5 protein-coding genes are annotated in these 9,150 nt (G+C 30.6%); all 5 read left to right on the forward strand.

Annotated elements, in window-relative coordinates; genetic code table 11:
* Positions 1-141: 141 nt before the first annotated feature.
* The gene (locus tag HMPREF0367_RS05715) at positions 142-1,335 is read left to right on the forward strand and encodes a glycosyltransferase (RefSeq protein ID WP_035402158.1); all 1,194 of its coding nucleotides are present in this window, start codon (positions 142-144) and stop codon (positions 1,333-1,335) included.
* Positions 1,336-1,370: 35 nt separating this feature from the next.
* On the forward strand, positions 1,371-2,738 hold the full coding sequence (locus tag HMPREF0367_RS05720) for a CAP and S-layer homology domain-containing protein (protein ID WP_051335193.1): 1,368 nt from the start codon (positions 1,371-1,373) through the stop codon (positions 2,736-2,738).
* Between the two features lie 530 nt (positions 2,739-3,268).
* Entirely contained in the window at positions 3,269-4,117 is an 849-nt protein-coding gene (locus tag HMPREF0367_RS05725; RefSeq protein WP_035402162.1) for a hypothetical protein, read from the forward strand.
* Between the two features lie 48 nt (positions 4,118-4,165).
* The gene (locus HMPREF0367_RS05730; RefSeq protein ID WP_148449379.1) at positions 4,166-8,239 is read left to right on the forward strand and encodes an RICIN domain-containing protein; all 4,074 of its coding nucleotides are present in this window, start codon (positions 4,166-4,168) and stop codon (positions 8,237-8,239) included.
* 135 nt (positions 8,240-8,374) lie between these two features.
* Positions 8,375-9,150 (forward strand): hypothetical protein (locus tag HMPREF0367_RS05735; RefSeq protein WP_035402168.1); only part of this gene is annotated, 776 nt, incomplete at its 3' end.

The raw sequence follows: 9,150 nt of genomic DNA on the forward strand, positions 1-9,150 counted from the left end.
GTATCGATTGATGATTTAATTGGAAATATTGAGATTGTACCATCTAATCAAATTGCTCTATTAAAAAATAGTTCAAAAAATCATTTTAAGTTTTTTGATTTATTTATTAATGAAAGTGGGAATAAATAAGGAGGGAGAGTCATGAATAATCCATTGGTTAGTATTGTTATGGTGAATTATAATCATGAAGATTTTTTAAGAGATTCTATTGAAAGTGTTCTTCAACAAACTTATCCAAATTGGGAATTAATTTTAGTTGATGATGGATCTACGGATAAATCAGTGGATATTATAAAAAGTTACGATGATGTTAGAATCAAACCGATATTTTTATCTAAAAATAGTCATATATGTATTGCTACGAATCGAGGATTAGAACAAGTAAAAGGAGAACTTGTTGCACGATTAGATAGTGATGATATATGGCGAAAAGATAAACTAGAAAAACAAGTGAAATTTTTTGATGAATACACTGATGCAAATGTTTGTTTCACTAAACTTGATATTATTGATGAAACAAATACTATTGTAAATGATAAAATAAAAGATCTTTATGATTTGTACAATCATCGTCAAAAAGATCAAAAAGATTGGTTAAGATTTTTCTTTTTTATAGGAAATTCTTTGATTCAATCTACTATGATGTATCGTAAGTGTGTATTAGATAAAGTTGGGTATTTTAATTTAGCTTATGTACAAGCTCATGATTTGGATTTCTTTATTCGATTAGCTAAACATTATACATTTGATTTTATAGAAGAACCTCTATGTGGATATAGACGTATAGAAAATCAAAATAGTTCAACAGATCCAGAAAAAGAAATGCGTTTTTTTAATGAACATATGAATATTAGAGCACATTTTTTTGATGATATGGATGATGATTTATTTATTAAATCTTTTGGAGAATATTTTGTGAATGCTGAATCTTGTAATGAAAATGAATTAAATTGTGAAAAAGCTTTTCTTTTATCAAAATGTATAGGGTATTCAGATAAAAACCCAGTTTTAGGCATGTTTGTTTTAGAAAGATATTTAAATGATAAGGAGATGTTTACGATTTTAGAAGAAAAATTTGATTTTACGCCTAAAAATTATTATGAAATGAATAAAAAAATTCAAATGGTTGGTGAAAGAAGTATTGAAGAAAAAATTAACGATTTAAATAATCAAATTAAAGAACTCGAAGAAGAGAATAAACATCAAAGAGATCATATCTCTGTTTTACTTGATTTAAAAGAAAATCAACAAAAACTAATTAACGATATGACAAATTCATTGAGTTGGAAAATTACAAAGCCATTAAGAAAAATAAACAGTATATCTAAAAAGTGAAGAATTAAAAAAGATATTATATGAGGAGGGTAGCTATGTTTAAAAAGAAAGTATTTAAAACTGTTTCGTTGATTTCACTGTTTGCATTGAGTTTTTCGTCATCTTTAGTTTATGCCCAAGAATCAGCACCTATAATTGTAGAATCAGGAGTAAAGGAGTTTGGTACAGATGGTATAAGAATGTTCTCAAATGAAGAAATTCCTATTGAGGATCCTTCGTTTTATAACTCATATCAATGGCATATATTAAAGGGTACAAATAATCAGCGTTTAGCTAATGGATTAGAACCTTTAACAATGTCATCTGTGATGCAAGAAGCTGCAGATATTAGATCGCAAGAATTATCATCTTTATTTAGTCATACTAGACCAAATGGTAGTGAATGTTTTAGTGTTTTACATGAAAAGGGAATCTCTTATAGCGCTGCTGGAGAAAATATTGCTGCTGGACTTCCGGATCCTTATTGGACAATTAATGGATGGATGAATAGTGAGGGTCATCGCAATAACATACTGAATGCTAGTTTTTCTCATTTAGGTGCAGGGTATGGTTATAATGCAAATTCTTATTATGGACATTATTGGACACAATTGTTCATGGGTACATGTTCTCCAGAAATCATTGGTTATTTCTTTAATGTAGGAGCTGGATATAATACTTTCCGTGTTGGAACAGCTGTGGATGATATGTCTTTGATTTTAATTGTTAAATGTAATGATCATGGATATAGTTATCTTCCAGTACAGATGGGCATGTATGATTCAAATTTTAATACGAATGTTGCCGGAAGCCAATATATAACAGTAGGTTATAATGGGCAAGTAGGTAATATACCTGTTATAATGCATACATATGATGATGTTGGTAATGATTGGTATACAAAAGGCGTTATTGACTCAGCATATTATTATGGCTTTATGACGGGTTTAACAGATACACATTTTGGCGTTGGAGATCCGTTGGCAAGAGCTCAGTTAGCATTGATCCTTCATCGTTTAGAAGACACACCTAGCGTTGAATATACAAATATATTCCCAGATGTTGCCCCTGGACAATGGTATACAGATGCAATACTTTGGGCAAGCGAAAAAGGTATTGTTACTGGATATTCAGATACGGGTAAATTTGGTCCAAGTGATAATATCAACCGTGAACAAATGGCGGTTATGATGTACCGTTATGCAAATTATCGTGGATTAGATACTTCCACAAAAGCTGATTTTAGTCGATTTACAGACGCAAAAAGTGTAAACGATTTTGCTAAGGAAGCGATGCAATGGGCAGTAGGTACTGGAATTATCACCGGAAAAGATAATGAAACGCGTTTAGATCCCCAAGGAAATACGTCACGTGCAGAAGCATCAATTATTTTGACAAGATTTGCTGAAATGTATTTAGAATAAATACTGTTGATGTTATTAAGTCGCTCTAAATAATCGTAGGGTTTCTAAAAAAGGGTGTTATCCACCGCTTTAGGTGAGATAGCACCCTTTTTATGAAACATTGGTTATTTCTGCTTTTTATGTTTTGTTCGTTTATATCCCTTATTCCTATTTTTTCGATTTTTCTATGCTTGGCTTTTCAACTTGGTTTATCGCATATAGGCATTGATTTCTATACCTTTTGAAGTTGTGGTAATCATTTGCTTTGTTCTTGATCTTTCTTAACTTATATTCTTTGATTTCTTAATAAAAACAAAAATAGAAAAAATGGGACAAGCACGATCCTACGATAATTTAGAGACTCCTTTAAGAATGACCCTATGATTATTTACATATCCGTTATTAAGAGACATTGGGTGTATTTCCAATGTCTTTTTTTATTCGTGTAAAATTTTATACATCTATTGAAAAATAATGAAAAATAAAATGAATATGAGTATAATAAAATTATAGAAAGGGGTTACAAATTGAAATAACAAATGGTACAAACTATGAAAAAAGAAAATAATTTATTTTATGTAGCTTTGTTTTTTGGGATGGCAGTAGGTTTGTTTGGGTCAACGAGTATAGTATGGGCAAACGAAAAAACTCCAGAAGAAATGATTATGGAGGAGAAACTGTTAGAAAATACTTTTTTAACTGAAGATGAAGTATCAAACGAACAGAATACAGAGATTGTTGAAGATAATATTAATGGTGAAAGTGAATCAGAAGAACAAGGTCATCAAGGTATTCTTGATTCCACTTTAACCGAAAAAGAAGAAGATTCTGTTTTAAATGATGGAGTAAATGATACAATCTTAAATGATGAAAAGAATGAAAATGATTTAGTAAATAATGAAAAAGAATCTCTTCCTTTGGTAACAGAAGATGATTTAAATAATGAAGGTTCTTTAATCGAGAATACAGTTGTTAATTCTGGTTGGAATGAAGATAAGACACAGTATTATCAAAATGGTCAAATAAGTCATGGATTGGTCAATATTGATGGAGTTAATTATTATTTTGATGAAAATACAGGGATGCTTTTGAAAGGAATTGTTGATTTATCATCAGATGAAAATGAACAAAAATATGGCTATTTTGATGATAAGGGTATTCAATTATTTGGAGATGTAAATATAGCTGGAAGTTGGTATTATTTTGATGCTACAACAGGTTATATGCGGACAGGATTTGTACAAACTGGTGATGTAGTAAGGTACTACGATAATCAAGGGAAATTAAAAACAGGAACATTTAGGATAGGAGATATCGAGGTTACTACAGATGCATCGGGAAAAGTAGTTAAAACTTATATCTATAATATCCCTTATCTAAATCAAACAGATCCAAGATAGGGGTCATTTTGGATAGGTTCTCTTGGAAATATTGCTTCTACAGGATGTTTGCCAACTGTTGCAGCATCTGTCATTAATCATTATTTAGGGACTCATTATACTCCTAATGATATAGGTGGTTTATTACATTCCCAAAGCTTGTACAATATTGGTGATTTGTATGGTTCTTCTTCAGATGCTTGGAAGTTTTTAACAAATTATTTTGGTATAGATTATAGAAATAATCTGAGTTATCAACAAATCATAAATGAGTTGCAACAAGGTAGAATTATTGTTGGTGCTGTTGGTGCAGGTACTTTTGTTAATCCGGGTTATACGCATGAATTGTTAATCTATGGTATAGATGAAAATGGATATTGTAATGTATATGATCCATTGCGATCTTCTAAAAATGGTAGATATCATATATCTACTATATGGAATCAACGATCATCAGCTATTGAAGATAATTATGATTTTGGTCCATTCTTCTCACTTGGTAAATTAACGGAAAAATTATTATACGTATCTGTAGAAGATTTTGGTACGATTCATGTTGGAGATCAATTTTATACAGGACAACCCATTGCTCCAAATGCAATCATTACTTTTGATGTGGGTGGTAGAACGATTACCTTAACCGAAGGTAGAGATTATACAATTACTTATTCGAATAATACAAATGTTGGAAAAGGACAAGTAACAATTACTGGAATCAATGGATATACAGGAATTCTTACTGCATTCTTTGATATTATTGATCAAATCTTTGAAGATGGTGTTTATTATATTCAAAATGCTTCTGATAATAATATGACATTAGATATTACAAATGGTTCTACATCTAATGGTGGCGTATTACAAATTTATCAATCGAATGCTACAGAAGCTCAAAAATTTATCATTGAACGACAAGATGATGGATATTATACAATTAAAAATGCAAATTCTAATAAATACTTAACTGCAACAGATGAAATGTATTTATTAGAAAATGGCCTAGTGATTAAACAAAATGGTTTACTTAATTCTTTAGCTCAAAAATGGATGATCAAATTAGTAGATGGTAAATATGTTATAGCGTCTGCTTATGATTCAAATTTAGTTTTAGATATATTAGGTGGAAAGATTAGTAATTCAAGCATCGTTCAATTATATTCTTTTAACGGCACTCCTGCTCAATTATGGCAATTTGAAAAAACAAAAACGATGTTTCAAATACTAGATGAAATGGCATTTGAAAATAAAAATGTTATTAGTGATGGAAATTATACGATTGCAAGTAAAGCAAACAATAAGCAAGTAGTTAGTGTTTCTAATAATTCCAATACAAATGGTGCAACAATCATAATCAATCAATACACTGGATTTGATTACCAAGGATGGGGTATTACACATAATGAACAAGGGTATTTGATTATTAAGAATTTATCCACTGGTAAAGTGTTAGATGTAAAAAATGGACAAAATACATCTGGAGCTTTAGTTGGACAATATGATTTTAATGGATCTAGAGCTCAATTATGGATTGCAATTCAAGATGAATCGGGAATCAAATTAATTTCAGCTTTAAATTCTTCTCTTGTTTTAGATCTTTATAATGGATCTGTTTCAAATGGAACACCGATTCAATTGTATTATAGTAATGGAACGAAAGCACAAAGATATATCTTTACACAATATGAATTGTTTAGAGATAGGATGGATGAACTTGCTTTAGAAAATAAAGATATTATACCAGAAGGTGATTACGTTATTTCTTCTGCTTTAAATAATGTATATGTAATTGATGTTAATTCAGGTTCAAAGAATAATGGAGCAAACGTACAGTTATATAAAGATAATGCGTCTTTAGCACAAGGCTGGCATATTTCTTTTGATGAAAAAGGATATGCGACTATTGAGAATTTAGGATCATCAAAAGTTTTAGATATTGTTAATGGGCAAGCGATATCAGGAGCAAACGTGCAACAATATCAGTATAATGGTACTTATGCACAAAAATGGATTATTGTTTCTACTGATAAAGGATATAAGATTATCTCTGCATTAAATCCAAACTTAGTACTAGATTTAGCATCAGGAAGTATTAGCAATGGATCAAATATTCAAATCTATAGCTCAAATAATAGCCAAGCGCAAAGATGGACAATTGAAACTTATATGTCATTACGAGAACGATTGGATAAATTAGCATCAGAAAATAAAGATGTATTAAAGGATGGAACATATTTTATCAATTCTTCTGTAAATGGTAATTATGTAGTTGATGTCTATAATGGATATACAAACAATGGTGCAAATGTTCAAATTTACAAAGATAATGGTTCAAAAGCGCAAGGATGGATCGTTACTCATGATGAAACAGGATATGTTATTTTTACAAATCTAGGTTCTGATAAAGTATTAGATGTATATGGTGGAATTATTCAAAATGGTGGGAATGTTCAGTTATATGATTATAATGGATCGTATGCACAAAAATGGATCGTTATTTCAACAGACAAAGGATTCAAGATCGTATCTGCTTTAGATTCAAACTACGTTTTAGATTTAAGTAGTGGATCAGCACAAAACGGTAAGAATATTCAAATCTATCAATCAAACAACAGTAATGCACAAAGATGGAGCTTTCAAAAATATGCTACTTTTCAAGAACGATTAGATCAGTTGGCTCAAGATAATATCAATGTAATTAATGATGGAATCTATATTGTACAATTAGCATCGAATACAAACATGGTATTAGATTTGGTAAATGATGCAGATTTTAGTGGGAATAGTGTTCAATTGTATCAAGGAAATGGATCGAAAGCTCAACAGTGGAAGGTTCGTAAAGATGAAAATGGATATCTAACGATAATGACATTGAGTACGAATAAATATCTTACAGTTGAAAACGGGATGGTTGTGATCAAATCATTGAATAATTCAAATAATCAAAAATGGATTGCGGTAAAAGATGAAGAAGGAACCATAAAATTTGTCACTTGTACAAACCCAAATCAAGTCCTTGATTTAGTAAATGGAAGTTTTATTAATGGAACAAAGGTTCAAATTTACGATAATAATGGTTCCAAAGCTCAACGATTCGCTGTTCATTTTGTTAGAGACATATTAGCTGATAACGATATCACTCTAGATGTAGGTACTGTAAGTATAGACGAAAAATCTAATTCTTATGGACAATATAATGTAAAAGTAAATAGTCTTGTATCAAATGCAACTATTTCGAGAGTATGGGTACCTGTATATATTGATGGAAATCCGAATAATGTTAAATGGTTTGAAGGAATAAGACAGAGTGATGGTAGTTATCTAGCAAAAATCAATGCCTCTGAATTTGGATATCAGGCAGGAACGTATATTTCTAAGGTTATGGTATTTCTAGATGGCGATATCATTCGGGAAATTGGAAGTGGTAAAACTCAAGTAGTAGATACTTTAGGAGCATTAAGAGATCAAATAGCTCAATATATTGCTTCTCATACATATGCTGGAGAAACATGGTCGGTATGTGTTCAAATCTTAAATTCTGAAAATCCAACTATTGATGTTTCAAATCAACAGATACAAGCAGCAAGTGTAATGAAAATGTTTGTTATGGGAGCCGTCTATGATAATTATGAATCAATGATTTCTCGTTATGGACAATCTTATGTGGATTCACAACTTCATAGTATGATAACTGTTAGTGATAACAATGCCTGGGTGAATTTAGTGACTATGTTAGGATATGGCAATTATTCTGCAGGAACAAACTTAGTTACTAATTGGAGTAGAGCACACGGCTATAATTCAACTAGCATGATTCCAGTTGAATATGGTAATTATACTTCTGTTAGGGATACAACAAAGATGTTATCAGATATTTACTATGGTAATTTAAAATATTCAGATAGAATGTTATCTTTATTAAAACAACAACAAAGAACATGGAAAATTCCGGCTGGAGTTCCACAAGGAGTAGTTACGGCAAATAAAACAGGAGAATTGTATAATACAGAAAATGATGTAGCGATTATATATGCTCCAAGCGGACCATATATTTTAAGTGTCTTATCAACAAATCTAAAATCTACATCTAATGCACAAAATGTTATACGATCAATATCATCTCTTGTATATAACTTCTTTAATTAGTCACTATAATTAAACATTAAAGATTAATAATGATAATGTTTATTGTTTTGCTTTAAAGCTTTAGATCTGAGTGTAGTTTTAAGTGGCTATAGTTGCATACTGATATAGATATATTTAACAAAGAGGAGATTTTTAATGAGGTTAAAAGTAAGTAGGCTAGTGTTCTGTAGTATCTTTTCTATTATTTTAGGTCTTTCACAAGTTCAATTGGTCAAAGCAGAAGAAACTAAGATACCGGAGAATTCTGAAACGATTGATGAAACAGTGATAGAGGATGAAGTAGAAACACATCCTGCTCAATTAATTTTTGAAGACGTTCTTGAAAATAAAGTAGTAAAATCAATCTATATTGAAGATTTTTCTATCTTTAATATAGATGAATATATGCCTGAAGGATATGTGTTAGCTTGTGAATCAGGTTGGGGAGCAGCAGGTAATTTATGCCATGTACCTATAATAAAACAAGAATATGTAACAAAGAATGATCCCCGACAGATAAAAATTCAATATGTGGACGTTGAGACGAATGAATTGATTTCAGAGGCGATAATGGGTACCAGAGGCATAGGTTATATTACTGTTTATAGTGGAATTGGTGCTTCGGTTAGCTATCAAATGCCAAAAGGATATTATACATTAGAAACCTCTTGGCCTATAGTGAATGATGTAGCTACAGTACATATTCAAAAAGAAACTGAAAGCATGCTGATGTTTTCGATGAAATTTATAAGTGATGAAGAAGTGATCATTGCTAATAGAATAGGCTTTGAACAATATGATTTGAATGGCGATAAGAAAATAACGAAAAGTGAATTAATACCATTAATTCCAGAAGGTTTCTTATTAGCCGATTTAGGACATTATGATGATGCTTTTGGCTTTGCAGAAATATATGAATCTAATGGTGTGCA

Origin of the sequence: Faecalitalea cylindroides ATCC 27803, from assembly GCF_000469305.1 — a bacterium.
GTDB lineage: Bacteria > Bacillota_I > Bacilli_A > Erysipelotrichales > Erysipelotrichaceae > Faecalitalea > Faecalitalea cylindroides.